Annotated in this window: 25 protein-coding genes; 18 read left to right on the top strand and 7 right to left on the bottom strand. The window is 66.8% G+C overall.

Going from position 1 to position 22,169, the window contains the following annotated elements:
• Positions 1-111 precede the first annotated feature (111 nt).
• The 3 genes from CHC11_RS38615 (at position 112) to CHC11_RS38605 (ending at position 3,154) form a co-directional block, all read left to right on the top strand.
• Entirely contained in the window at positions 112-1,959 is a 1,848-nt protein-coding gene (locus tag CHC11_RS38615) for a toprim domain-containing protein (RefSeq protein ID WP_281258442.1), read from the top strand.
• A gap of 185 nt (positions 1,960-2,144) precedes the next feature.
• Positions 2,145-2,843 (top strand): hypothetical protein, encoded by a 699-nt coding sequence (locus CHC11_RS38610; protein ID WP_143227470.1) that lies wholly within the window; start codon positions 2,145-2,147, stop codon positions 2,841-2,843.
• A gap of 11 nt (positions 2,844-2,854) precedes the next feature.
• Positions 2,855-3,154, top strand: coding sequence for a hypothetical protein (locus CHC11_RS38605; protein WP_089316860.1), 300 nt, complete (start codon positions 2,855-2,857; stop codon positions 3,152-3,154).
• 1,479 nt (positions 3,155-4,633) lie between these two features.
• On the opposite strand, the gene CHC11_RS38600 is transcribed toward CHC11_RS38605, so the two are convergent.
• The gene (locus CHC11_RS38600) at positions 4,634-5,011 is read right to left on the bottom strand and encodes an ArsR/SmtB family transcription factor (RefSeq protein WP_245920280.1); all 378 of its coding nucleotides are present in this window, start codon (positions 5,009-5,011) and stop codon (positions 4,634-4,636) included.
• Between the two features lie 63 nt (positions 5,012-5,074).
• Between CHC11_RS38600 and CHC11_RS38595 the strand changes: the two genes are divergently transcribed.
• Entirely contained in the window at positions 5,075-6,142 is a 1,068-nt protein-coding gene (locus tag CHC11_RS38595) for a flavin-containing monooxygenase (RefSeq protein ID WP_089316858.1), read from the top strand.
• Positions 6,143-6,157: 15 nt separating this feature from the next.
• On the opposite strand, the gene CHC11_RS38590 is transcribed toward CHC11_RS38595, so the two are convergent.
• The gene (locus CHC11_RS38590; protein WP_089316857.1) at positions 6,158-6,523 is read right to left on the bottom strand and encodes an ArsR/SmtB family transcription factor; all 366 of its coding nucleotides are present in this window, start codon (positions 6,521-6,523) and stop codon (positions 6,158-6,160) included.
• A 76-nt stretch (positions 6,524-6,599) separates the two neighbouring features.
• Between CHC11_RS38590 and CHC11_RS41845 the strand changes: the two genes are divergently transcribed.
• The 3 genes from CHC11_RS41845 to CHC11_RS38580 all read left to right on the top strand — a co-directional run bounded on the left by CHC11_RS41845 (position 6,600) and on the right by CHC11_RS38580 (position 9,818).
• Positions 6,600-6,755 carry a hypothetical protein gene (locus tag CHC11_RS41845; protein WP_179279225.1) on the top strand — a complete coding sequence of 52 codons (156 nt, stop codon included), beginning with the start codon at positions 6,600-6,602 and terminating at the stop codon, positions 6,753-6,755.
• 63 nt (positions 6,756-6,818) lie between these two features.
• Positions 6,819-8,486 (top strand): FAD-dependent oxidoreductase, encoded by a 1,668-nt coding sequence (locus tag CHC11_RS38585; protein WP_089316856.1) that lies wholly within the window; start codon positions 6,819-6,821, stop codon positions 8,484-8,486.
• 33 nt (positions 8,487-8,519) lie between these two features.
• The gene (locus CHC11_RS38580) at positions 8,520-9,818 is read left to right on the top strand and encodes an MFS transporter (RefSeq protein WP_218826433.1); all 1,299 of its coding nucleotides are present in this window, start codon (positions 8,520-8,522) and stop codon (positions 9,816-9,818) included.
• 70 nt (positions 9,819-9,888) lie between these two features.
• On the opposite strand, the gene arsA is transcribed toward CHC11_RS38580, so the two are convergent.
• A complete protein-coding gene (gene arsA / locus CHC11_RS38575) occupies positions 9,889-11,700 on the bottom strand; it encodes an arsenical pump-driving ATPase (RefSeq protein WP_281258440.1) in 1,812 nt (603 codons plus the stop codon).
• A 230-nt stretch (positions 11,701-11,930) separates the two neighbouring features.
• On the opposite strand from arsA, the gene CHC11_RS38570 reads away from it, so the two are divergent.
• From CHC11_RS38570 to CHC11_RS38540, 7 genes are all read left to right on the top strand, one after another.
• A complete protein-coding gene (locus CHC11_RS38570) occupies positions 11,931-12,242 on the top strand; it encodes an ArsR/SmtB family transcription factor (protein ID WP_218826432.1) in 312 nt (103 codons plus the stop codon).
• A gap of 5 nt (positions 12,243-12,247) precedes the next feature.
• Positions 12,248-13,348, top strand: a complete 1,101-nt coding sequence (gene arsB, locus CHC11_RS38565) for an ACR3 family arsenite efflux transporter (RefSeq protein ID WP_281258441.1) — start codon at positions 12,248-12,250, stop codon at positions 13,346-13,348.
• On the top strand, positions 13,345-13,983 hold the full coding sequence (locus CHC11_RS38560) for an arsenate reductase ArsC (protein WP_089316853.1): 639 nt from the start codon (positions 13,345-13,347) through the stop codon (positions 13,981-13,983). Before arsB ends, CHC11_RS38560 begins: the two co-directional genes overlap by 4 nt.
• Entirely contained in the window at positions 13,976-14,392 is a 417-nt protein-coding gene (locus CHC11_RS38555) for an arsenate reductase ArsC (protein WP_089316852.1), read from the top strand. Before CHC11_RS38560 ends, CHC11_RS38555 begins: the two co-directional genes overlap by 8 nt.
• Positions 14,389-15,483, top strand: coding sequence for an ArsO family NAD(P)H-dependent flavin-containing monooxygenase (locus tag CHC11_RS38550; RefSeq protein ID WP_089316851.1), 1,095 nt, complete (start codon positions 14,389-14,391; stop codon positions 15,481-15,483). The genes CHC11_RS38555 and CHC11_RS38550 overlap by 4 nt, the downstream gene beginning before the upstream one ends.
• Positions 15,484-15,714: 231 nt before the next feature.
• Positions 15,715-16,335, top strand: coding sequence for a DUF433 domain-containing protein (locus CHC11_RS38545; RefSeq protein ID WP_089316850.1), 621 nt, complete (start codon positions 15,715-15,717; stop codon positions 16,333-16,335).
• On the top strand, positions 16,332-16,754 hold the full coding sequence (locus tag CHC11_RS38540) for a PIN-like domain-containing protein (protein WP_089316849.1): 423 nt from the start codon (positions 16,332-16,334) through the stop codon (positions 16,752-16,754). The genes CHC11_RS38545 and CHC11_RS38540 overlap by 4 nt, the downstream gene beginning before the upstream one ends.
• A 229-nt stretch (positions 16,755-16,983) precedes the next feature.
• Here the strand turns inward: CHC11_RS38540 and CHC11_RS38535 are convergent, their stop codons facing one another.
• On the bottom strand, positions 16,984-17,187 hold the full coding sequence (locus tag CHC11_RS38535; RefSeq protein WP_089316848.1) for a DUF397 domain-containing protein: 204 nt from the start codon (positions 17,185-17,187) through the stop codon (positions 16,984-16,986).
• On the bottom strand, positions 17,184-18,050 hold the full coding sequence (locus tag CHC11_RS38530; RefSeq protein ID WP_089316847.1) for a helix-turn-helix domain-containing protein: 867 nt from the start codon (positions 18,048-18,050) through the stop codon (positions 17,184-17,186). Before CHC11_RS38530 ends, CHC11_RS38535 begins: the two co-directional genes overlap by 4 nt.
• Positions 18,051-18,877: 827 nt before the next feature.
• Between CHC11_RS38530 and CHC11_RS38525 the strand changes: the two genes are divergently transcribed.
• Complete coding sequence (locus tag CHC11_RS38525) at positions 18,878-19,612, top strand: ATP-binding protein (protein ID WP_089316846.1); 735 nt, start codon at positions 18,878-18,880, stop codon at positions 19,610-19,612.
• A gap of 105 nt (positions 19,613-19,717) precedes the next feature.
• A complete protein-coding gene (locus tag CHC11_RS38520; protein WP_089316845.1) occupies positions 19,718-20,335 on the top strand; it encodes a hypothetical protein in 618 nt (205 codons plus the stop codon).
• Between the two features lie 270 nt (positions 20,336-20,605).
• Here CHC11_RS38520 and CHC11_RS38515 read toward each other — a convergent pair whose 3' ends face one another.
• Positions 20,606-20,827, bottom strand: coding sequence for a hypothetical protein (locus tag CHC11_RS38515; RefSeq protein WP_089316844.1), 222 nt, complete (start codon positions 20,825-20,827; stop codon positions 20,606-20,608).
• A 447-nt stretch (positions 20,828-21,274) separates the two neighbouring features.
• Between CHC11_RS38515 and CHC11_RS38505 the strand changes: the two genes are divergently transcribed.
• Positions 21,275-21,568 carry a DUF6247 family protein gene (locus CHC11_RS38505; RefSeq protein WP_089316842.1) on the top strand — a complete coding sequence of 98 codons (294 nt, stop codon included), beginning with the start codon at positions 21,275-21,277 and terminating at the stop codon, positions 21,566-21,568.
• A gap of 24 nt (positions 21,569-21,592) precedes the next feature.
• A complete protein-coding gene (locus CHC11_RS38500; protein ID WP_089316841.1) occupies positions 21,593-21,859 on the top strand; it encodes a hypothetical protein in 267 nt (88 codons plus the stop codon).
• A gap of 3 nt (positions 21,860-21,862) precedes the next feature.
• On the opposite strand, the gene CHC11_RS38495 is transcribed toward CHC11_RS38500, so the two are convergent.
• The gene (locus CHC11_RS38495) at positions 21,863-22,099 is read right to left on the bottom strand and encodes a hypothetical protein (protein WP_089316840.1); all 237 of its coding nucleotides are present in this window, start codon (positions 22,097-22,099) and stop codon (positions 21,863-21,865) included.
• Positions 22,100-22,169 lie beyond the last annotated feature (70 nt).

Raw genomic sequence — 22,169 nt, 5'->3', positions numbered from 1 at the left:
CGACGAAGACACCACCGACCAGACCAGTCCTGACCAGGAGAAACGCGCCGCCTAACGATCACTTGCCCCTGTCTCGTTTGACTTGACACCTACCGCCTCGTCGACGGAAGCCTGGCGTGGGATGCCTGGCTCCGCGACGCGAGCCGGCACGGGCGTTATGGATTCATCAACACCCTGCTCATCCCAGCCCAGCGTCGCTCGGCGACCGACGTCCGCTCATACGACGCATGGCAGGAACACGGACGACAAGTGCGCCGTGGCGAAACCGGCATCCGGATCATCTCCATGCGCGGCAACCCTCGCGCGGTCTTCGATATCGAGCAGACCGACGGCGAGCCGATCACAAAGGAGTCGTTCCCTCCCGCGGAAGCCCTGCAGAAGCTCTCTCGGCTGGCTGCCGACCTCGGCTTTTACGTGGACCGTGGACAGGACTGGACTTACCTCGGGCGCCCGGGGCGACGCATCCAACTCGCTCCAGAACTTGACGACATCTCCGCAGCGTCGCGGCTCGTGCACCAACTCGCCCACGGCATTGGGCCTGGTGGCCTGCTCGATGAGGCCACCAGGAATGCTGCGCCATGCCTGGGGGCCCGGCGCGTGTTCGCGGATTCGGTCGCTTACCTCATCCTGGCCGACCTCGGGCTGGACGTCTCACATCTTCGCTTCCCGCCGACGGAGCGATGGGCCGGGACGGACGCCCGGACGAACTCATCTTCCGCGGTCCGCGTCGTCGGCGACCAGCTCGTCAGAACGAGCACACGACTCCGACGACGCCTGGACGCGCTCGCTGGTCCGCTAATCAGTTCCGTCTCAACCTCAGCTGTCAGCCCTGCCGAGAGTCCTCAGACGACTGCAACACGAGACGACTCGGCCCTCCGAGCAGCGCTCACCGACGCGCATCACTTCTTCCGGCGGGCCCTGCCAGGAAGCTGGGGTGCCCGCTACCTCGCGGACCGCGGCTTCAACGCTGTGGTCCAGGAGCGATGGGAACTGGGCCTCGCACCACGTGCCGGTCGTGCGCTGCTCCAACATCTGCGTGGTCTGGGACATCAAGACCAGACGATCATCGACGCCGGCCTGGCGAAAGAGAGAGACGGCGGCGAACTCCTCGACGTGTTCCGGGACCGAATCCTGTTCCCGCTCCGAGACCGAACCGGAGAGATCATCGGCTTCATCGGTCGCCGACGTGACGAAGCCCCAGGACCGAAGTACCTCAACACACCCGATACGGCTCTCTTCCACAAGCGCGAAGTACTGTTCGGCCTGCACGAAAGCCGTGCCCAGCTCGCGACCACCTGCCGTCCTCTCCTCGTTGAGGGACCGCTCGATGCGATCGCGGTCAATGTCGCCCTACCGGCCGTCTACGCTGCGGTCGCTCCCTGCGGCACAGCCATCACCACCGCGCACGTTGAGTCGATCGCGGCCCACGCTGACGGGCCCACGTCCGGGCTGGTGATCGCGCTCGACGGTGACAATGCTGGACGAGCCGGAGCGGTTCGGGCCTGGCGCACCCTCCACACGATCGCAGGGCCTATCGAAGCGGTCCTCCTTCCAACAGGCCGCGACCCAGGCGACCTCCTGTCACCAGCGAGCCAGTTCGCCGTCCGCGAGGCGCTACTTTCCGTAATTCCCCTCGCTGACCTGGTCATAGATGAGAAAATCCAGCGGTTCGGGGGAGCGCTGGAGTTCGTTGAGTCCCGGTTGGCCGCCGCCCAAGCCGCCGCAGCACAGATCGCTCAACTGCCACCCAACCAGATCGCCCGCCAGGTCGACCGCGTCGCGGCACGCACGGGCATGGACCCGGCGGACATCACCGCCCTGGTCGCCGGAGCGATCAGCCCGGACCTCGATCCGGGTGCCTCGTCACCGCGGCCTCCACCCCTCGCCCAGCAGAACCGCGGCGCCCAACGCTCCTCTCCCACGACATCGCCGAAAGGCCACCATCGGAGGACGACGTGAACCAGCAACACCCTGACCCAATCAACGAAGGACTCCAGCACGGCGGACAGCGCCTCGTCCAGGTCGTCTCCGCAGCCGTCGGAGTCCAACAAGCTCTCGCCCATCGTCGGCACCAGTTAAAGGTCGTCCAGCAAGCCCAGGACCAACAGGCTCAGCGGGAAGAGGCCAGAGCTCAAAGGACAGCGATGTCCGAGGCCCGATCGCGCTGGGGGCGCGCCCACGACAGCAAATGGCTCCGCCAGGCGAACTTGCTCAAGGTCGCCGAAGCATGGGGAGCCGCCGTCCCGTACGCCTCGGGGAACGTCTCGGCGGCCCTCGCCGTGCGCAAATGCGAGGAACGGCTCCGCCGCCTTCATCCGCATGGGATGAGCCACTACGACCGCTTCCGCAGTGAAGGCATGGACTCGCTCGACGCCATGGCCCAAGCCGCACCCTTCTTCACGCGGGATCCAAACGTTCGCCCTGGCGACCCTGGGCCCCAACAACGAGAACTGCACGAAGGCACAGGCGCCGAGTGGGCTGCACGAGCCCACGGCCCCGACCGCGGCGAGTGGGAGGAAGTCCGGCAAGAACTGCGCGCAAGCCAGATCGCGGACAAGCTGAGGAACAGCCTCAACCTTCAGGGACGTGAGCCTCAGCCCGAAGAGTTGCGCACGATCCTGGAGCTCACGACCAACCTGCCCGAACACATCATCCTCAAGGCCGTCCCGGCGACCCCTCGGCAGGACCCCAGCCGGGGCTCGGACGTGGAGCGGGCCGCTGAAGACTTCCCTCTCTCCATCGACGAGGCTCTGGAGATGAGCTCGAACCAACCCTTGGACGCCCCAGCCGCTCGCCGGACCCAGCCACAGATCCCCGAGCGCAACCGCCGGCGGAATCTCTAACCGAAGGGAAGATGATGATCGCCATCCAGAGCAGCGCGTTCTTCTGGCTCGGACTGGTCGGGCTTCTGGCGTTCCTCGCTGTCCTGCCGACGCTCATCGCGCTCATACGAGGTGCCGACGACATTGGCTACATCATCCTGAGCAACCTGATCTGCTGCGCGACCGTCCTCGCCTGGCCCATCGCAGTGTTCGCGGCGATGAGATGGCCAGCCAATCACTCACGTCCGCCCAGCACCGCACGGAAGCCTGGATTCAGACCACCACTCGGCGGCTCCCAGAGCAACCTCCGCGGCCGAGGCCCGAATGCGTGACGCCGCAGCCGCCAGCGACCCGCTCCGACAAGGCCGAGGCAATGCAAATCGCGAGAGCCGAACACAAGCCCGAAGGCGCAGAGCAGCGAGCCTATTAGGCGCATCCCTCGTCAGCTCCGGCGTCCTCCTCTGTACTGCCGCACCGCTTGCTCAGCACCAGGACACTGGCCCGATCGCCGTCCAGCAGGTGGCGAAATGTGCTCCGATCGGTCCAATCGCCAGCAGGTACGTCGACAAGAAGGAGGTTTGCCGCCGTGCTCGCAAGGAAGTCTTGCGAAGCCTCAAAACCGGCCGCGACCCCGACTGGGGCGACGTCTTCCGCGATTCCATACCCAAGGCAACCAAACGGCCCCGTCACCACCAGACCTCGAAGCCTCGTCGCCTACCTTTCAAGAAGCACGAGTCGACCCCGACGCCGCCCGGGAAGGCACCCACAACCGGTGCTACCGGCCGCAGCCAGCCACCGGATCGAACGCAAGGGGAGCTGCCACCAGGATCACAGGCACCCACCGCCAAGAAGCAGCCGAACACACTCCAGCCTGAACCCGTGCCCTCCGCTGGCCCGTCGGTCCACACGGCCATCCCAACCGCACGCACACAACCAGACGGCCGCAGGCCGTGGGCGATCATTGGGACGGGAGCCTGTGCACTAGCCGTCCTCCTCGGCGCTGCCGTCTTCCTGAGCAGATACCGACGGCCCCTCGTCTCGACGGCAAAATCTATGTTCGGTCAGAAGAAGCGACGTTTTCGACCTGAGCCCAAACCGATGTCACCGGCCCCCGCCGACCCGCCTGAGAATGTCCCGCTCGCCACGACGGGGGAGTCACCTGAGGGCCCAGCAGCCGAGGACGCCGCCCGCCGCCTCGTCATGGATGCCCTGAGTAGTCGGCCCGGAGCCACTACCGAGTTCGTCCTGAGTCGACCAGACGCACGGCGACTACTCGGGATAGATATCGGCACCCTGCAAGAGGATCGGATCCCCGGCTTGGAGCTGACCGAAGGCCTGGAGCAAACACGCGCCTTCCTACGGCGTCAGACAGTCTCCCGGCGTGTCCTGATCACTTACGACGGCGGCGCCGCAGACGTCCGCGAACTCCTGAGTAACCAACGAGGCCAAGTCGTCGTCATCGCACTGTCGACTCCCACGGTGGCAACTGTGGAGTTCACACGCGACAGCGAGTCCTCAACGAACGCCGCGCAGCTGCCCGAGCCAGCTCGCCTTGCACCACTGTCGAAGGACGACGGCTTCATCAGGCTCATGTCCATGCCAACGGTTGCCCGGCGACCCACCCGCCCGTAGCATCCGCCAATCCAGCACCATCCAACGCCGTGACGCCTGCATCAAGCTTGCTTTCCTCAGCCGCAAAAGGCGCTCGAACGAGCAGTGCACATGTCGCCCGACCTCAACGGTCTTGCGGCCGGAGGAAGGTGAAGTGCTCCACCCTCTCCTTGGACAGATGACCGATCATCGTCGCGGACTCACGCGTCGGCTGCGTTGTCATCTTGGGGTGGGCAGCAGGTTCGCAAGTAGGCCTGGAGTTCAGTGAGGGATCGCTCTACTGAGCGGGTGTCGACGCGGTAGCGGACTTGCTTGCCGTCCTTGCGGGAGGTGAGCAGGCCGCCGCGGCGCAGTACTGCGAGTTGCTGGGAGGCGTTGGACTGGCCGACGCCCAGGCGTTCGGCAACGGTGCCGACGGTCAGCTCAACACCGCCGGCGAACAGTTCGAGCATCTGCTGCCGCTGCTCGCTAGCCAGGCCCCTGAGGAACTCGCGCAGCTTCTCGCTCGGAGGCTCGACGACGGCTCCGCATCTGAGCTCCGGCTCGGGGAGCGAGCTGCTTGTGGCCTGGTCAGGCACCTGTTCCTCCTCTACCTCAGGCCAACATATTAACATTTCATGAAATGATGTTATGTTGAGCCCATGCCTCAGCGTTCCAACACCATCATCATCGGGGGCGGCCAGGCCGGTCTCGCCACTGCCCAGGTCGCCCGCGGGCTCGGCCTGAGCCCCTTGGTCCTGGAAGCCGCGCAGTCGACGACCGGGTCATGGCCGCGGTACTACGACAGCCTCACGCTGTTCTCTCCGGCCCGCCGCAGCGCCCTGCCAGGCGCTCCGTTCCCTGGCGACCCGAACGGTTACCCGACCCGCGATGAGGTCATCGCCTACCTGGCCCGGTACGCCGAACGGCTCGACATCGATGTTCGGACCGGTCACCGCGTGGCGAAGGTCGCTGCGGAGGCCGCCACGGCGCGCGGGCGGATGTTCGAGGTCGCGACCGAGAACGGAGACAGTTTCGCCGCACCGATCGTCATCGCTGCGACCGGAGCGTTCAGTCGCCCGTACCGTCCCGACCTGCCAGGGCTGGGGTCGTTTACCGGCAGAATGCTTCATTCGTCGCAGTACCGGCGGCCCGAGGAGTTCGCCGGACAGCGGGTCGTGATCGTGGGCGGCGGCAACTCGGCGGTCCAGATCGCCATCGAGTTGGCCGCGCAATCGCGCGTCACGCTGGCCACCCGGCATCCGTTGCGTTTCATGCCGCAGCGTGTGCTCGGCGTCGACATGCACCTGTGGCTGCAGCGGACCGGCCTGGACGGGGCTGGGTGGGCGCGTCCGCTACTCACCGGTGGCAAAGGGACGCCGGTGCTGGACACGGGCGTCTACCGGGCGCGGATCGCTACCGGCAATCCAGACCGCCGCCCTATGTTCACCAGACTGGATGGCGATCACGTGGTGTGGCAGGACGGGGTGCGCGATCGCGTCGACGTAGTTCTGCTAGCCACAGGGTTCCGTCCCGGCGTGGGATACCTCGACGCGCTGGGCGCCCTCGATGACGAGGGCCGGCCGCTGCACCGGGGCGGCATCTCCATCACTCATCCAGGCCTGGGCTACGTCGGCTTGGAGTGGCAGCGTTCGTTCGCATCGGCCACCTTGCGCGGCGTCGGCGCAGATGCCCGTTACGTCCTCAACAGGCTCCGCAAGTACACGTGAGTCGTCGGGAGAGGGTCAGGCCGAGGTGAGATGGGGCAGGGCGAAGAGGCCGGAGAGCCGGGTGAGCCGCTGTGGGACGACCCGGTAGTACACCCAGGTTCCTCGACGTTCCCCGTCGATCAGCCCGGCCTGGCGGAGCACTTTGAGGTGGTGGGAGATGGTCGGGGCGGTCAACTCGAAGGCGCCGGTCAGGTCGCACACGCACGCCTCGCCGGCATCAGCAGAGGCGATCATGTTCAGCAGCCGGAGCCGCACTGGGTCCGACAGCGCTTTGAACACTCCCGCCAGCTCTGCGGCATCGTCCTCGCCCAACGCCGGCCCGCTCAGCGGAGCGCAGCACGCCGAGGCGGTGACGTCTTCCAGATCCATCAAGTTAGACATGTCTCTAATTTGACATCTATCTAGGCAGCGAGGCAAACTAGCGACTACTTAGAAGTCCATCTAATCAGGAGTCGGGATGGAGACGTTGCTCAGCCGGATCGCCGCCCAGACCGTCCGCGCGAGCGGGCGGATCACCTTCAGCGACGACCGCGGCGAAGTCTGCGCGAGCGCCTGCCGCGCCGCTGCCCACCGCGACCGGATCGCCACGGCCGCGCACCGCGCCCGGCTCTGACCCTGACGAGCCCTTGGCAAAGTCCATCCTGACGACTACCACGCAACGCAGCGAGGAGAACTGATGAGCGAGAGCACCGAGGCTCCGCAGCCTGCCGACGACGACACCGCAGGCAGCTGCTGCGGTGTCAGCAGCTGCTGCAGTGACACCGAGCAGTCCCTGGACCCGGCGATCACCGTGCTCGAAGCAAAGACCGCTGTCGGCTGCGGCTGCGTCAACGACCAGGACGGCGCCCACGATCTGCCCGTGGTGGTCATCGGTGCAGGGCCGGTGGGCCTCGCCGCCGCCGCGCATCTGGCCGAACGAGGGCTGGAATTCCTCGTGCTGGAGGCAGGCGACAGCGTCGGGGCGGCGATCTCCGACTGGGGGCACGTCCGGCTGTTCTCACCGTGGCGGTACGACACTGACGCCGCCGCACGGCGTCTCCTGGAGCCCACCGGGTGGACGTTGCCCGATCCGGAGACGTTGCCGACCGGCGCCGAGCTGGTCCGCGACTACCTGACGCCCCTGGCGGAGGTGCCCGAGCTGGCCGTCCGGATCCGCACCGGCACCCGCGTGGTCGCGGTGGCCCGCCGGGGCGTGGACGTGACCCGCACCGTCGGACGCGACGAGCAGCCGCTGCTCGTCCGCACCATCGGACCGGATGGCACCGTCACCGACCTGACCGCCCGCGCCGTCATCGACGCCTCGGGTACCTGGGGCCGCAGCAACCCGCTCGGCCACTCCGGCCTCCCAGCTCCCGGCGAGGACCAGGCCGGCCCCTACCTGACCGGCCCGCTGCCGGACGTGCTGGGCCGTGACCGCGACCGCTTCGCCGGCAAGCACACCCTCGTTGTCGGCATGGGCCATTCGGCCGCCAACACGCTGCTGTCTCTCGCTGAACTCGCCAAGACCGCACCCGGCACCCGCATCACTTGGGCCGTGCGCAGCGCCTCGGTCGCCCGCCTGTACGGCGGTGGCGACGCCGACGGCCTCCCCGCCCGCGGCGCGCTCGGCACCCGTCTCAAGGCTGCTGTGGAAGGCGGCGAGATCGATCTGGTGCGCAGCTTCACCATCACCGGCTTCGCCAGCCCCAACGCCGGCCCGGCTGCCGGTCCTGTGAAGGTCATCGGCGTGACCCCGGACGGCGAGCGCGTCATTGAGGCCGACGCCCTGGTGGCGGCCACCGGTTTCCGTCCTGACCTGGACATGCTCCGCGAAGTCCGGGTGGAACTCGACCCGGCTACCGAGGCGCCGGTGCGGCTCGCGCCGATGATCGACCCCAACTTCCACTCTTGCGGCACCGTTCCGCCGCACGGCGAACGCGACCTCGCCCATACCGAGACTGGTTTCTACCTGGTCGGGATGAAGAGCTACGGCCGCGCCCCAACCTTCCTAATGGCAACCGGATACGAGCAGGTCCGCTCCGTCGTCGCCGCGCTCGCTGGAGACCGTGCCGCGGCCGACGCCGTCGAGCTCGACCTCCCCGAAACCGGCGTCTGCTCCACCAACCTCATCACTAAGGACCAGCTGCCCGGCGCCGCCGCGGGCGATGGCTGCGGGACCTCCTGCGGCACCGAGCCCGCCGAGATACCGGCCGCGGTCACCGCAGGCGAAACGGGAGGCGGATCGTGCTGCGGTGGATCGGCGCCCGAGCCAGTCACCATCGGCATCGGCGCTCCCGCCGGATTGGGCTTCGCGACCGGAAGCGTCCACGGCTACTCCGGCGAGACCGAACGCGGCGACAACTGACCGGTGTCTCACGAACCATCGACGCCAGAGCCGTTGCCGGCGACGGACGATCCCGTCGCCGGCACCGGCACCACCGCTCCCAGCAGCCCGAGCGGCGCCACCGCCAACGGTGCGGTCACCCGCGTCCCTCTGATCGCGCTGTGTGTCACCGAAATCACCAGCTGGGGCATCCTCTACTACGCCTTTCCCGTCCTGGCCCCCGACATCAATCACGACACCGGCTGGTCGACCGGTGCCATCACCGCGGCGTTCTCCGCCGCACTCGTCCTTGCAGCCCTCGGCGGCATTCCCATCGGGCGAGCGCTCGACCGGCACGGCCCCCGGCTGCTCATGACCGGAGGCTCCCTACTGGGCGTGCTGGCGGTCCTCGGCATGGCCGCAGCACCGAACCTGTTCTGGTTCGTCGCCGCGTGGATGCTGGCCGGTGCAGCTATGAGCGCCGTGCTCTACCAACCCGCCTTCGCCGCGCTCACCCGCTACTACGCACCCCGTCACCTCGGGGCGCTGACCACCCTGACCCTTGTCGCCGGGCTCGCCAGCACCGTCTTCGCCCCCCTGACCGATGCTCTTGCAGCGGAGATGTCCTGGCGAACCGTCTACCTGGTCCTCGCCGTCGTCCTTGCCGTCGTGACCATCCCACTGCACTACTTCGCCCTGCGTCGTCCCTGGCCCCCGCCCCCCGAAACCGGCACCGGCCGCGCCAAAATCGGACACGACCAGGTGAACATGGTGGTCCGCGGCGCACCGTTCCTTCTCCTGACCGCTGCGCTCACCCTGTCGGCGTTCTCCATGTACGCCGTGCTGACCAACCTCATCCCCCTGCTCACCTCGCGCGGCGCCTCCAGCAGCATCGCTGCTTGGGCACTCGGCCTCGGCGGCATCGGCCAAGTCGCCGGACGCCTTGGCTACGGCACCCTCACCCGCGTAACCACAGTCCGTGCCCGCACTGTGCTGATCCTCCTCTGCTCGGCTGCCACCACCATCGCCTTGGCCGGGCTTCCCGGACCCGTGCCTGTGCTCATAGCCGTCGCCGTCCTGGCCGGCACCACACGCGGCATCGCCACGCTTCTGCAGGCCACCGCCGTCTCCGACCGCTGGGGCACCGCCGCCTATGGCTCCCTGTCAGGCGTCATGGCCGCGCCTGTTACCACGGCCGGAGCCATCGCCCCCGCCGCAGGAGCCGCCCTCGCTGCGACCTTCGGCGGTTACCCGGCCCTGTTCGCCGCACTCGCCGGCACGGCGATACTCGCCGCCGTGCTGGCCATCGGCAGTGTTCCTGGAGCACGGGCAGACGATCTACACGATCGGGCCACACGCCAGGCTGCCACCTGACCGACCAAGCGGGCCGCAGCGGCGCTGGCGTCAGCAGGTGATCGGCTCAGCCGCTGGACGTTGGAGGCGGTCACGCGGTGACGAGCGCGGCCAGAGGTTCCTGGCCTACAAGGGATTCGGGGTGCCAGGGCAGCAGCCAGGCGCGGGCGGCGAGTTGATCTCGTACGCGGTGCACATGCGGGCGTTCCAGGGCGGCGCGCGCACGCAGGACGGGATCCCGGGTTGCCGTACCTGTGAGGGTGGCGTTGATGATCCAACCGTAGGGTTCGATGCCGGCGCGCTGCAGATCGTTTTGCAGCGCTGCGGCTTCGGACACCGGCGTGGCTTCGGCGAGCGTGACGATGAGCACGCGAGTCTGAGACGGGTCTTGCAAGCGCATGAGCGCTGTGGTTGCACGGCCGCCCACATGCTCCAGGTCGCCCATGACCTGGCGGTGATAAGAGCCAGTGAGGTCCAGCAGGCGCAGTGTGTGGCCACTCGGGGCGGTGTCCACGATTACTAGTTGGCGCCGGGCCCTGGACAGCAGCGTAGAGAACGCACGGAAGACCGCCATCTCCTGGGTACACGGGGAACGGAGATCTTCTTCCAGTAGAGCGCGCCGTTCAGGGCTCAGATGCTCGGCGGCACGGAGCCGTCCGGCGGTGTAGTCGGCCAATTCGGCGTCCGGATCGATGCGGCTGAGAGTTAGAAGGCGAGGCACCTCTCCGGTGAACAGGTCGCCGGGCCGCCCCGCAGGGTCGGTGGTGGACAGGTGCACCGGGTGGCCCCGCCTGGCCAGACCGACGGCGAGGGCAGCGGCAATCGTGGTCTTGCCGACGCCGCCTTTGCCCATCACCAGGACCGCTCCTGCCTGACCGGCGTCCAAATCCTCAACAAGGGCGTCCAGGGTTGGCAGGGGCAGCGGCTCGCCGCCCGCCGCTGCGGGGGTTGAGACGTGCGATTCCGAACCCCCAGGCGGCCGGAGCGCATGAGGGACCGGTTCTGCCGCCAGCGCCCGCAAGGCCGGAACGCCGATCAGCTCATAAGCGATCAGAGGAACAGCAGATACAGGCAACGTCCGCAGGTCAGACGGGCGGTTCTCCAGTGCCACCCTCTGATGGAGGGCCAGTGCTCGTGCAACAGGGTCACCGGGTGCTGGCGAGGCGAGCAGGCCGTTGACGATCAACCACTGGTTGCCGATGCCCTCGGAAGCGAGCTCGTCACCCGCGCGACCGGCCTCGCGCAGGGACGCGGGATCTGGGCGGCTGACCAGAACCAGTGTTGTCCGAGTCGGGTCCGCGAGCTGCGTCACGGCCTGCTGGTACTGCTCGCGCTGTGCCTGAAGTCCCGAGCGCGGTCCGAGGCAACTGGCCCCCGCAGCACTGGTCTGTATGAACTCCGACCAGGCGTTGGGCAGGTTCATCAGCCGCAGCGTGTGCCCCGTCGGGGCCGTATCGAACAGTATGTGGTCGTACCGCTCCGCCGACTCGGGACGGACGATCAGCTGGGTGAATCGATCGAACGCCGCCACCTCGACCGTGCATTCGCCCGCCAGTTGCTCCTCGATTCCGCGCAACTCCTGCTCGCTCACTATCCCGCGGTAAGGAGCGACGACTCGCTCACGGTAGGAGGCCGCTGCCGCTTCAGGGTCGATGTTCATCGCTTCGAGCCCTGCCACGCCCGGAACCGGGCCGGGGACGGCCTCGACCTTCGCGTCGAACAGGTCATCAAGGTTGGATGCCGGATCGGTGCAGACCAGCAATACCCGCCTTCCCGCGTCGGCCAAGGCGACCGCCGCCGCACCCGCGATGGTCGTCTTGCCCACCCCGCCCTTGCCTGTGAAGAAGACGAAGGGCGTCTTCCAGGCACCCCATTGCATCAACGGCAGATCGAGCGCTTGCATCGTCAGACCGCCCCGTCACTCGAAGAATGCGTCGGTTCACCCCTGCGCCCCCGGTCCCTGGGGCACCTCGTATATGCCCCCGGGCCGCTGCCGCGACCCAGATGAACTGATCACTCGTGTTGCCACTCGGGCGAGCCGCCCCTCGAACCGAGATGCATCAGCTGGACCGATGCATCGCTCTGGGCGGCAGGGCTCTATAGTTCGCGCGTCTGCTAACGTATCAGTCTGTGATGACGTCAGTAAATAATGATGTGCTACGACTGCTCGCAGATCCGTTGCGAGCACAGATCGTTTCGTTGCTCGCCGGTGAGGCGCTGTGCACGTGTCACCTGGTCGAGGAGACCGGGGCCAGGCAGACCAACATCTCCAACCACCTGCGCGCGCTTCGCGAGGCGGGCCTTGTCGACGCCGAGCCGTGTGGCCGCTACACCTACTACCGGCTGCGCCCAGAGGCCCTGGACGGACTGGCCGTCCAGCTGACTCGCCTGGCCGAGGCGGCACGACTGGCCAATCTCGAACAGCGGAAGAGGCCCTGCACTTGACCGGCATCGAATCGAAGCAGGCCACCGCCGATCGCAACGAGCCCAAGGTCGTGGCAGGGCTGTCGACTCTGGACCGCTTCCTGCCGGTGTGGATCATCATGGCGATGGCGATCGGCCTCGGCCTCGGACGGGCCGTTCCCGGACTCGATGACGCCCTGAGCAAGGTCGAGGCGGGCGGGATCTCGCTGCCGATCGCGCTCGGGTTGCTGGTGATGATGTATCCGGTGCTGGCCAAGGTGCGCTACGACCGGGTCGACACCGTCACCGGCGACCGCCGTCTGATGGTCTCCTCGCTGGTGTTGAACTGGCTGGTCGGACCCGCCGTGATGTTCGCGCTGGCCTGGATCTTCCTGCCCGACCTGCCCGAGTACCGCACCGGACTGATAATTGTCGGGCTCGCGCGCTGCATCGCGATGGTCATCATCTGGAACGACCTGGCCTGCGGCGACCGGGAGGCCGCGGCGGTGCTGGTGGCGCTGAACTCGGTGTTCCAGGTCGTCGCGTTCGGCGTACTCGGCTGGTTCTACCTGCAGATCCTGCCCGGCTGGCTCGGGCTGGACACCGATGACCTGCACTTCTCCACCGGCAAGATCGTGGTGAACGTGCTGGTGTTCCTCGGCATCCCGCTGCTGGCCGGCTACCTCACCCGGCGTTTCGGCGAGAAGACCCGCGGCCGCGAATGGTACGAGTCGCGGTTCCTTCCCCGCATCGGCCCGGTCGCGCTGTACGGGCTGCTGTTCACCATCGTGATCCTGTTCGCCCTGCAGGGAAAGACGATCACGTCCCAGCCCGGCGACGTCGCCCGGATCGCGCTCCCGCTGCTGGTCTACTTCGCGCTGATGTGGGGCGGTGCGTTCGCCCTGGGCCGAGGCGTCCGGCTGCCCTACCCGCGCACCGCGACGCTGGCGTTCACCGCGGCCGGGAACAACTTCGAGCTGGCCATCGCGGTCGCGATCGGAACCTTCGGCGTCACCTCCGGCCAAGCCCTGTCGGGCGTCGTCGGGCCGCTGATCGAGGTGCCCGTGCTGGTCGGGCTCGTCTACGTCTCGCTCTGGCTGCGTCGCCGCTTCTCCAAGGCGCCCGAACGGTTGGAGAGCGGACGATGAGCGCGACCGTCGACCGGGCCGTCTTCGACCGCACAGCCGTGCGACTGGCTGCCCGCTTCCATGGGCTGGTCTCCGTCGACACCGTGAAGCGTCTGGTGATCGACTCCTACCAGCAGCTGCAATCCACCTCGCGCATCGGCGCTTACCTGGTGGTCCTGGCCGAGCGGTTCGCCACCGAGCGGCTCACCGCCCTGGCCCAGGCCGAAGGCCGACTCGCCAAGCCGGTCCCCGAGGTGCTGTTCGTCTGCGACGCCAACGCCGGACGGTCCCAGATGGCGGCGGCGCTCGCCATAGCCCACGGACGAGGCCGTGTGCACGCACGCTCGGCAGGCACGGCACCGGCGGCCGAACTGGAACTGGCCGTCGTCGAGGTCATGGCCGAGATCGGCGTGGATCTGTCCGCCGAGTTCCCCAAGCCGCTGACCGATGAGCTGGTCGGCGCCGCCGACCTGGTCATCACGCTGGGCTGCGGCGGCGCGTGTGCCCTCCTGCCCGGCGTCCGCTACCTGGACTGGACCATCCCTGACCCTGCCGGCCAGCCCCTGGACGAGCTCCGGCGTGTCCGCGACGAGCTCGACCTGCTCGTCATCGACCTGCTCGCCGCCCTCGACCTGCAATGGAGCCCAGATGCCTGACAAGCCCAGTGTGCTGTTCGTCTGCGTCCACAACGCCGGACGCTCCCAGATGGCCGCCGCCTACCTCACCCACCTCGCCGGCGACCGCATCGAAGTCCGCTCCGCCGGATCCCAACCCGCCGACCAGGTCAACCCCGCCGTCGTCCAGGCCATGGCCGAGGAGGGCATCGACATCTCCTCCGAGATCCCCAAGGTCCTCACCGCCGACGCCGTCCAAGCCTCTGACGTCGTCATCACCATGGGCTGCGGCGATACCTGCCCCGTGTTCCCCGGCAAGCGCTACCTCGACTGGCAACTCGACGACCCCGCCGGCCAAGGCGTCGGAGCCGTCCGCCCCATTCGCGATGAGATCCGCGGCCTCATCGAGAGACTCACCGCCGAACTCGATGCCGCGGCAGAGCAGGCGTGACCCGGCCCCCCTCGTCTCACTCCGTCCTGGACGTCGCCGTCATCGGCGGTGGCCAGGCCGGACTGGCCGCTGGCTATTACCTCCGTCGCGCCGAACTGGACTTCGTCATCTTCGATGCCCAGGAACAGCCCGGCGGGGCCTGGCCGCACGCCTGGAGTTCGCTTCGACTCTTCTCGCCCGCCCGCTACAGCTCCCTGCCTGGCTGGCCGATGCCGCCCTCACAGCATCCTGGCAACCCGCCCGCTGCCCACGTCGTCGATTACCTGACGGCCTACGAAAAGCGCTACCAGCTCCCCGTCAACCGTCCCGTCCAGATCAAAGCCGTTCACCGGGACGGCGGCCTCTTCCGTCTGGACGACGCGACCCGCTCCTGGTGGGCCCGGCACGTGATCAGTGCGACCGGCACCTGGTGGCGCCCCTACCTGCCCTACTACCCCGGCGAACGCGACTACCGGGGCCACCAACTTCACACCGTCCAATACCGCAGGCCCGAGGAGTTCCACGGACAGCACGTGGTCATTGTGGGCGGCGGCAACTCCGCTGCGCAGATCCTCGCAGATCTCGCACCCCATGCCACCACCACCTGGACGACCCAGCGCCCACCGCGTTTCCTACCCGACGACGTGGACGGCCGAGCCCTCTTCGAACTGGCCACCCGCCGCTACCTCGCCCAGCAGAACGGCCAGAGCGACCCCGACGGCATCGCCGGCCTCGGCGACATCGTCATGGTCCCTTCAGTCCGCCAGGCCCGCGACAAGGGGGTCCTGCAGGCCCGGCCGATGTTCACCCACCTCACCGCCACCGGCATCGCATGGGGCGACGATCACACCCAAGACTGCGACGCGATCATCTGGTGTACCGGCTTCCGGCCCACCCTCAGCCACCTCACCCCGCTCCGCCTTCGCGACGACACAGGCCAAATCCCAACCAACGGCGGCACCCAGACCCTCGGCGAACCAAGCCTGCACCTCCTCGGCTACGGCGACTGGACTGGCCCTGGCTCAGCCACCCTCATCGGAGCCGCCCGAACAGCCCGGGACGCCGTCCGCGCCATCACCTCCAGTGCGCCCGCCAGTAACCGCCGTTCCTGACGTTCCTGTTCACCCAGCAGGCAGACCACCCAAAGGTCTCGCCGCTCACCAGCTCCATGGGCGGGTCTGTCCACAAGGGGCCAAGACCTGCCGTTCCTTGGCGTTGGTACGAGTATCTGCGGTGTGCGTTGACGATTCTCAACACAGGTCGAGGGAACGATGACGAGGTGCCCGCCGGGTGACATGGTGGAGACAGGAACACGAGCGGCCGTGGGAGGGAGGTGATCGTCAATGGCCTTTCCTGCAGAGCTCACCTCTGTCCTAACCGGGGCATCCATGGGGCAGCTGCGGCGCTGGAGCCAGACAGGGCTGCTGCGTCCTGAGATCCAGCAACGCCCAGTTGCCCTCTACTCCTTCCAAGATCTCGTCGCGCTGCGCACGTTCGTGAGGATGCGGAGCGAGCTCCCGCTCCAGCGCATCCGGAAGGCTGTCGCCAAGCTGAAAGACTTCGACCTGACCGAGCACCCGGCGAAGTACCAACTGCACACCGACGGCGACTCGGTGTACTTCGTCGAAGACGAACGGTCGGTCGACCTTGTACGCAAGCCCGGGCAGCGGGCTGTTCTGAACTTGCAGGACGTGTTCGCTCCGTTCAAGACCCGGCGGGGAGCCGAGGTCGTCGACTTCCTGCGTCCTCGCGCGAACCTTGAGGTCAAGGAAGCGCGGATGGGTGGATGGCCCACCATAAAGGACACTCGCGTTGGCTTCGACAGCGTGGCGAAGCTTCTCGACGGGGGCGAGATCTCGCCCGAAGACGTGCAGCGCTTCTATCCCAACGTGACACCTGAAGGTGCCGTCGATGCCAAGGACCTGTACGACGTTATCGCTGCCCGTCGAAGGGCGGCGTCGTGAGGTTCTTCCTGGATGAAAATGAGACCGAGGCCGTCCTGCCGCCGCTCAGACACGTCTTCTTCAACCACGAGTTCGTCTCGGCAAATGAGATCGGCGTTAGAGGCTTTGACGACAGGGACCTCTTCCCGACCGTGGCCGAGCACGGGTTCGATGCGATCATCACGCGCGACCGCAGGCAGTTGGTCGACCCGGCGGAGTGCCGGAGTCTCTTCGACAACGGGCTGCACTGGATCGGCCATCGTGACTCCGGGGTCGGCGGGCTGTTGTTAATCGCGACGATCTCGGCTGCATACCTCGCGGCGCTGCCGTTCATCCTTGAAGAGATGGCTGAAGCGGCCGAACCCACGGCCTTCTTTGTTCGGAACGTCCCGATGATGCCCAGTCAACGCGTCAAGATCAAGCCGTTGAAGCCTCACTAGCCAACGTCTCCGTCCCTGGGGCGACATCTCGAAGATTACGGAGAGTGACCGTCTGTATTCATGGGCGGGGGAGGGTGCGTTGGCCCCATGAAAGCTTTCTGATGTGGGCAAACGGCGCGGATGGCCCTAGATCTTGGTGTATGGGGCGGCCGCGTGTCCGGTGCTGAGTGGACTTTGCGACACGCGGCCACCTATGTGGACGAGTTACGGCGTTCTGTATGCGCTGGTGCTAAAGGTCGAGCTCTCCGTGGCTAGCCATCTCGGCCAGTTGGTGCCATCCATTGCGATTCAGAAGAAACATCGGGCCTTCGGGGTCCTTGGAGTCGCGGACAGCGATGCCCCCTTTGAGCGGAGCGAGTTCGACGCAGCCCTGGCTGCCTTGGCTGGCGGTCGCCTTGCGCCAGGCGAGGGGGGACGGGGGCTGGTTAGTCATTGAATCTCCTCTTCGGCGCTGCGCAGGAATGATGCCGTTTCACGAGGGTCGAGTGCCGACGCCACAAGCAGGTTGAACTTGGTGTTCATGCGGTTCACTTGATGCGGCTGCTCCAGGTAAGCGTTGCCGGCCTGACTCTCTACGTAGACGACGTCCGGGTCGGTGGGCTCGGGAAAGCCGAGTAGCGAGAAGGGCCCATCGAGCCCGACGTGCCCACCCTTAGCGAAGGGTAGGACCTGCAAAGTGATGTTGGGAGTCTTGATCGCTTCGAGGAGCCGGTGTATCTGCTCGCGCATCACCTGAGGGTCCCCGATCTGCCTGCGCAGTACGTTCTCGTCAAAGATCACCCATAGGGAGAACTGCGGGAAGGTGCGGTCGAGGAGCTGTTGCCGGGCGAGGCGGAGCTCCAGGAGCCGGTCGATGGTCTTGGGCGCCTCGCCAGGCAGAGTCGTCCGCAACACCTCGCGTGCGTACTCGGGAGTTTGCAGTAGGCCGTGGATGAGCTGGTTGTCGAAATGCCGCAGCTCCGTGGCTTCGCTCTCCAAGCCGATGTAGGAGCCGAAGTGCGGCGGAAAAACGTCCTGGAACTCGCTGTACCACCCCGGTTGTGCCGCTTCCCGGGCGAGTTGAAGGAGGGCGTCCTGGATCCGGGCGTCGGACGTGCCGAACAACTCCAGCAAGTCGCGTAGCTCGCGCTGTTTGGGCGGCTGTGCCTTGCCGGTCTCGATCCGACTCACTCGTGAGGGCGAGCATTCAAGGTGCTCGGCGACCTGCTCGATCGTGTAGCCGGCGCTCTCCCTCAACTTGCGAAGTTCGGCGCCGAGTCGACGCATGCGTACCGTCGTGACTCGCGGTTGCGGCATGGAGTTCTCCTTTCATGCCCGGCACAAGTTATACGGCGCAAGTCTCCTTCCGGCACCTGAAGCTCCAACCTTCCACAGGTCTGTAGTGACGTCTCCGACAAATAAGACAAGCTGTCCTTACTTGGTCGGCACACTTGTGCGGCACAGGTTCCAGGTGCATGCTGTGCTGTGTTCGGTCGGCCACACAGGGCGACCGAACGGAATCTGAAGTAGCCGATCCCGCTGATCTCTGCCGGGCGAATCCGGCTGAAGTCCTCAGCGGGAGCGATGCGATCTCGGACGCGGTGCGGCATCACCGGCCGCGGCCTTGATCGAATAGTGGAGGTCCTCCGACCCATGCATGATCGAACGAATACAACACCCGGCCCGGTGATCGCTCACGCCACAAAACACGGGCCTGACGGCGGACGACGTCATGACGATACGTCTGTTCGGACCACGGCGTCCGGGCCATACTGGACGGTTAATCAAGGTCCGGCGCAGGCCGTCGCCGAGCTCGGTCATCGGTACGCCCACGCCGCGATCTGGTTCGGTGCATACACGGGCAATTACTGGGCCTTGGTCCGCACGGAGAACGGCGAGCCTCGGCTGATCGAGCAGAGCTCGCCGGAGGTCCTGAGTCGATATCTCGCGACCCTGGCCCCCCTTACGCCGGAGCGTCACCTGCAAAGGCCGCTCTCGCCCAGCACACCCCGCCACATCCCAGCCTCATCCGGGGCTTGCGCAGACAGGTCTACTCAACCCGTGCCCGGACACGAGACGTCCAGGGCCATCGACAGGAGCCAAGGTAGTAACGCCGGTCCCGGGCCTGAGCGCAGGAGGGACAGATGATGACCGGCGACGCAGCCGGCATCGCGGCCGGCGGAGCCTGTGCCTTCCCCCTCCCCAGCGATGCGAGTACCGCCTCCCAGGCACGCTCTCTCCTCGCTGCGACGATGCGTCCGCTTGGCTTCGCCTCAGATCGGGTCGAGGACGGCGAACTTGCGGTGTCCGAGCTGGCGACCAATGCCTACATCTACGCGTCCTCGGCGGAGCGCGTCAGCGAGGTGGGTCAGGAACTCTGGATTTGGGCGCGAGCCTGTCCCACTCCGGAACTGGTCGTCTCGATCTTCGACACACAGCGAGGGACCTGGCCGATCATCCGTGATGTCGACCTGCTCGACGAGCACGGCAAGGGGCTCTCCATCGTCGCGGCCGTCTCTACCAGCACCGGCACTCACTTCACCCGGTCACGCCTGACCACGGCGCTCGGCAAGTGCGTCTGGTTCACCCTCGCATTACCAAGCCCCTGGCAGATGGTCGACCAAGCTCTTACACCGACGCTCGCGGCGTGCCAGCTCTCCGAGGCACTCAAAGCCCGCGGCATCTCGACCACCTACTGCAGGGAAGATAGTGGAGCCACCGTTCTCAGCACTCGAACCCTGAGCATCTGGATCGGGTCCAAGACGTTCACCTGGCACGACGGCCACCGCTACACCCGCCTACCACTGATCGACCTCCAAGAGACCGCCGAGCGCATCACCAGCCACCACGAAACTCACCCCTCGGCATCGTTGGCCTGAAAGCTTGAATAGCCCGGCCGCCTGGGGATCCCAACGCCGGGGATGCGGCGCCACCCCCAGCTCGCCGCGTCCCCGGCCCACAACAGCACGCCAGGACGAGTACCTATGCCTACCGAAGCCGACCGCCTTGCTCACCTACGGCGAAGCGCCGAGAAGATCCGGATGCTCGCCGAGCGAGCCGACCGCACTGCCATCGATCGCCTTCTCGCTCGCCCAGATGCCGCCAGTCAACTCGATGCCCCCACCCTCGACTTCCTCCGCCAGGCCCAAGACCTGGTCTGCTCCACCACGCAGGCGCTGACAACAGCGCTAGAAATCGCGAAGACCAGTAACGACGGTGACCAGCCGACGGGTGTCCCTAACGCTGACCTCCACCTCGCCACACCCAGCGCGGCCCCTCTAACGCCAGCCGCCCCACAGCCCCTGGACACCGCCGAGGCTTGGCGCCTCGCACACCTCCGCCTGCCCCACCGCCACGACAGCCCGATCCTCATCCACATCCGTGAATTCGAGGACGGCTACCAGGCCATCCCCATCTCGGTCCCAATCCCCGAAGCACCACAAATTCCGACGGTCGAGACTGCAACCACCCTGGTCATCGACAAGTCCACCGGCACCGTCACTCGCTGGCCCCTACTCCCACTTGACGCCCTGGCCCGCCTGTATCGCCGCTACCAACAGCGAGAACCTATGACCTTTGGTGATCAGTCTCGGTCGCGCTGACAACCCGGCTAGGTAACGTTGTCAAAGATTCACAATCACGCGCGCACGTCTGAGCGACGAGGCGCCCGCAACGGGTCACGAGGAAGAACACGTTGCCCTCCCGCAGCGTCAGCGGTGGGCATACGCCACATCCTCCGGGGCGAACATCTATCCCGACCCCATCCGGGGCCACCAGGTGACCGCCGCTCGGCCGCGGGATATGCAGGCCATCCTGGCTCGGCTGCCTGAGTATGAGCGAGCCTTCTTCCTCGCCCAGTACAGGGAGCGCGCTCACGCCGCCGCCGACGACGTCACCGGATACCAGGCCCTCCAGCGTTTCTGCACCTCTGGAGCATCCGGGCCCACGCCCCACGCGAAGACCGCGATCTCAACGCCGAAGCACAGGAGATCCGCGACGGCGGCCCTACGATCCCGATCGAGGACGCGCTCGCCGAAAGCCTCGGCATGTCCCGCGAGGACGCCGCCGCCTGGTGGCGCCAGAAAGTCGAACACGCCGCCGAGAGCCGCTGAAGGGCGGAAGACTACGGCCCGTGACCTACCGGGCCGAGCTCTCCCCCCGCACGCGACGGCAACTCGCTGGCATCCCGATGGAAGCCCGGTTCGCGCTCGCTGAGGCCCTCAGCATCGTCGTCGATGCCCCGTACGCCCCAACCTTCACCGAGCCGACGCCCCACCCGGACCTCAGACAGACGATCTTCGGGCGCTGGGTGTCATCGAGTACATGATCTGGGACGAACTGCACGTCGTGGTCGCACTTGACGTCATCTGGAGGGGCTGAACCCTCAGTGACCTGGGCCTACGCGGTCTGGACCAGCAGGCCCCTGCGCCCTAGCGAGCCACCATTCCGGCAATGGCCACACCCCTGCAATTCTTCAAGAATGGTAGGGGATCTGGGTGGTCGGAGACCTTAACGTGGGTAGCGCCCCTACACTCGGACCTATGAGCGCGCAGCCCGTCCGCCACGAGCCGGACCCGCGGGACCCGCAGGTCATCCATGACCGGCTTCCCGCTGGTGAGCGCCCCGAGTTCCTCCGCCAGTACCAGGCGGCTGCGGATGCGGCACGCGCCGATATCGCGAAGTACCGGGCTTTGCAGGACCTCCTCGCCCGTTGGGCCCTCACCGCCGAAGCGCTCAACGACCCCGCTTACAACGAGGCGCTCGCCGAAGCCCGCGCCGCCACCACCCCCGGCCTGTCGATGGAGCAAGTTGACGCAATGCGCCACGGAGCCTGACAGCACTCCCGTAGCGTTCTGGGCGTGTCCTACGAAGTGGAGTATCGACAGAACGCCGCCGCCCAGATCAAGCCGCTCACGGCCGCGGACTTCCTGTCGTTGACCGACGCGCTCCGCTTTGCCGCACGGGACCCCTTCGATGACACTCACAGCCAGCCGACCGCGGACGTCCACGTCCGCCGCGTCGACTTCGGTGTGGAAGTGATCGGGCAGGCGTCGGTTTTCGTAGACCCGGAGGCCGAAACATTGCGAGTGTTCGACATCCGCTGGTCGGAGCTGACCGCAGGTTGAGGGTCATCCCTCCCCGAGCCCCGGGTACCTCTCCTCGTCCGAATCTCGGGGCTGGCTGTGCTCGATCGAGATAAACTCGGCCTCCGCGGCCCCGTCGGTCTCGTCATCCACGACGCGGAAAAACAGATGCGCGTTCGTGTCGAACCTGGTTTCCCACACCTCAGGATCGCTCCGGTACTGCTGGGTCCACCAGCGTGTGCACCAACTGCCGTCCTCAAGGCTCAGCAGCAGTTCCCGCATCCGTTTCCTGTGCAGCGGGGACGCTGAGGGCCACCAGTCGGCCACGACCTGTTCGCTTCGCGCGGTAGGC

Origin of the sequence: Actinomadura mexicana (assembly GCF_900188105.1) — a bacterium.
Classification (GTDB): Bacteria; Actinomycetota; Actinomycetes; order Streptosporangiales; family Streptosporangiaceae; genus Spirillospora; species Spirillospora mexicana.
This window is presented reverse-complemented; position numbering and strand designations above follow the sequence as displayed.

What these genes read in the sequence shown, in the direction of transcription:
- CHC11_RS38610 (WP_143227470.1), top strand. Translation starts at nt 2,145, where the DNA reads ATGTCCGAGGCCCGATCGCGCTGGGGGCGCGCCCACGACAGCAAATGG.
- CHC11_RS38605 (WP_089316860.1), top strand. Translation starts at nt 2,855, where the DNA reads ATGATGATCGCCATCCAGAGCAGCGCGTTCTTCTGGCTCGGACTGGTC.
- CHC11_RS38595 (WP_089316858.1), top strand. Translation starts at nt 5,075, where the DNA reads ATGCCTCAGCGTTCCAACACCATCATCATCGGGGGCGGCCAGGCCGGT.
- CHC11_RS38590 (WP_089316857.1), bottom strand. Translation starts at nt 6,523, where the DNA reads ATGTCTAACTTGATGGATCTGGAAGACGTCACCGCCTCGGCGTGCTGC.
- CHC11_RS41845 (WP_179279225.1), top strand. Translation starts at nt 6,600, where the DNA reads ATGGAGACGTTGCTCAGCCGGATCGCCGCCCAGACCGTCCGCGCGAGC.
- CHC11_RS38585 (WP_089316856.1), top strand. Translation starts at nt 6,819, where the DNA reads ATGAGCGAGAGCACCGAGGCTCCGCAGCCTGCCGACGACGACACCGCA.
- arsA (WP_281258440.1), bottom strand. Translation starts at nt 11,700, where the DNA reads ATGCAAGCGCTCGATCTGCCGTTGATGCAATGGGGTGCCTGGAAGACG.
- CHC11_RS38570 (WP_218826432.1), top strand. Translation starts at nt 11,931, where the DNA reads ATGACGTCAGTAAATAATGATGTGCTACGACTGCTCGCAGATCCGTTG.
- CHC11_RS38560 (WP_089316853.1), top strand. Translation starts at nt 13,345, where the DNA reads ATGAGCGCGACCGTCGACCGGGCCGTCTTCGACCGCACAGCCGTGCGA.
- CHC11_RS38555 (WP_089316852.1), top strand. Translation starts at nt 13,976, where the DNA reads ATGCCTGACAAGCCCAGTGTGCTGTTCGTCTGCGTCCACAACGCCGGA.
- CHC11_RS38545 (WP_089316850.1), top strand. Translation starts at nt 15,715, where the DNA reads ATGGCCTTTCCTGCAGAGCTCACCTCTGTCCTAACCGGGGCATCCATG.
- CHC11_RS38535 (WP_089316848.1), bottom strand. Translation starts at nt 17,187, where the DNA reads ATGACTAACCAGCCCCCGTCCCCCCTCGCCTGGCGCAAGGCGACCGCC.
- CHC11_RS38530 (WP_089316847.1), bottom strand. Translation starts at nt 18,050, where the DNA reads ATGCCGCAACCGCGAGTCACGACGGTACGCATGCGTCGACTCGGCGCC.
- CHC11_RS38525 (WP_089316846.1), top strand. Translation starts at nt 18,878, where the DNA reads ATGATGACCGGCGACGCAGCCGGCATCGCGGCCGGCGGAGCCTGTGCC.
- CHC11_RS38520 (WP_089316845.1), top strand. Translation starts at nt 19,718, where the DNA reads ATGCCTACCGAAGCCGACCGCCTTGCTCACCTACGGCGAAGCGCCGAG.
- CHC11_RS38505 (WP_089316842.1), top strand. Translation starts at nt 21,275, where the DNA reads ATGAGCGCGCAGCCCGTCCGCCACGAGCCGGACCCGCGGGACCCGCAG.
- CHC11_RS38495 (WP_089316840.1), bottom strand. Translation starts at nt 22,099, where the DNA reads ATGCGGGAACTGCTGCTGAGCCTTGAGGACGGCAGTTGGTGCACACGC.